Below are 1,487 nucleotides of genomic sequence, written 5' to 3'. Positions count from 1 at the left end.
GCCGTTGTCGCTGACGCGAATCAGGCGGATGCCGCCGCCCGCCAGTTCGACATCAATCGCTGTCGCGCCTGCATCGATACTGTTTTCAACGATTTCTTTTAAGGCGTTGGCAGGGCGTTCGACCACTTCGCCGGCGGCGATTTGGTTGACAAGATGGTCGGGCAGGGCGGCAATTCGGGACATCGGTTTCTTTCAAAAAAGCAACGGAGGAAGAGAAAATTACAGGTATTTGCGCATCAATTCGCATTCGACGCGGACAGTTTTGTTCAGCTGCAACACGGCAGTACCGAGCGACTCGTAGCGGTTGAGGCGATAGAAAGGCACGGAATTGAGCGAGGCATACAGTTTGAGAAAGCTGAGGCCTGCATTTCGTGCCATTTCTTCGGCGCGGCTGAGCAGGGCCGTGCCCAAGCCGAGATTGTGGAAGAGCGGATGGACGTATAAGGCGTCCAGTTGCGCTTCTTTGAAATCGACTTGGAAGAAGCCTTGAATCAGCCCTTTGTATTCGACCACCCACAAGGCTTTGTTTTTATCGGAGATGGTTTCCAAATAGCTGTTGATGTCGAGCAGACTTTCCCATGTGTGCATAATGGTTTCATCGTAACTGCGGATGCAGGCGTATTGAACGGCGTGCAGATGGGCATTGTGTATGTCTTGGCAGTCTTTTTCGGTTGCCGGACGGAGGATGGTCAGAAGGCTCATGTCGGATGGTCGGAAAAATTGATTTCAGACGGCCTTTGGCAATCAAAGGCCGTCTGAAAAAAGTGGGTAAGGTTACAGGCTTTGATGTAAGGTTTGTGCGGTTTGGAACGCGTTGTCCGCATCATTGGCCAAGACGGTAAAGTGGCCCATTTTTCGGCCTTTACGCGCGGCTTTTTTACCGTAAAGATGCAGATGTGCATTCGGGTTGCTTTGCAATGGCAGCCATTCGGGTTCGCCGCCGTCTTCCTTCCAAACGTCGCCCAAAATATTCGCCATACAGCAAGAACTCAGCAATTTGGTGTCAGCCGGAGGCAGGTTGCACATCAGGCGGACCTGTTGCTGGAATTGGTCTGCCGCGCAGGCGTCGATGGTATGGTGGCCGGAATTGTGCGGACGCGGCGCGATTTCGTTGACGACCAATTCATGTGTGTTGCCGACAACAAACATTTCTACTGCCAATACGCCGACGTAGTTTAATTCATCGGCCAAACGCTGCGCCATTTGTCGCGCCTGTTGCTGCACGTCGGCACTCAGTCGCGCAGGGACGATGGAGTAGGCGAGGATGCCGTTTTCGTGAATATTTTCGGCAGGGTCGAAAGTCTGCACGTTGTCATTGTTCAGACGGCATACGATAACGGAAATCTCGCCGCGCAAATCCACCATTTTTTCCAAAACGCAATCCACGCCGCCGTGTTCGGCAAACGCGGCTTTGAGTTCATCCAATGTTTTTACGCGGATTTGGCCTTTGCCGTCGTAGCCCAAAGTGGCAGTTTTCAGGATGCCGG

General features: G+C 52.8%; 2 protein-coding genes and 1 pseudogene. All 3 read right to left on the bottom strand.

Annotation, left to right across the window (positions count from 1 at the left end):
- Nucleotides 1–183 (bottom strand): annotated as a pseudogene (locus tag ACTHUM_RS13795) (DNA mismatch repair endonuclease MutL); the annotation flags it as partial.
- A gap of 36 nt (nt 184–219) precedes the next feature.
- A complete protein-coding gene (locus tag ACTHUM_RS13790; protein WP_070583404.1) occupies nt 220–702 on the bottom strand; it encodes a GNAT family N-acetyltransferase in 483 nt (160 codons plus the stop codon).
- Nucleotides 703–774: 72 nt separating this feature from the next.
- Nucleotides 775–1,487, bottom strand: a 713-nt coding sequence (locus ACTHUM_RS13785) for a 5-(carboxyamino)imidazole ribonucleotide synthase (protein ID WP_440403146.1), incomplete at its 5' end; no start/stop codon positions are given.

This window comes from Neisseria sp. P0021.S006 (assembly GCF_051956895.1).
Note: the sequence above shows the minus strand (reverse complement) of the source record. Positions and strands in the feature narration are given on the sequence as shown.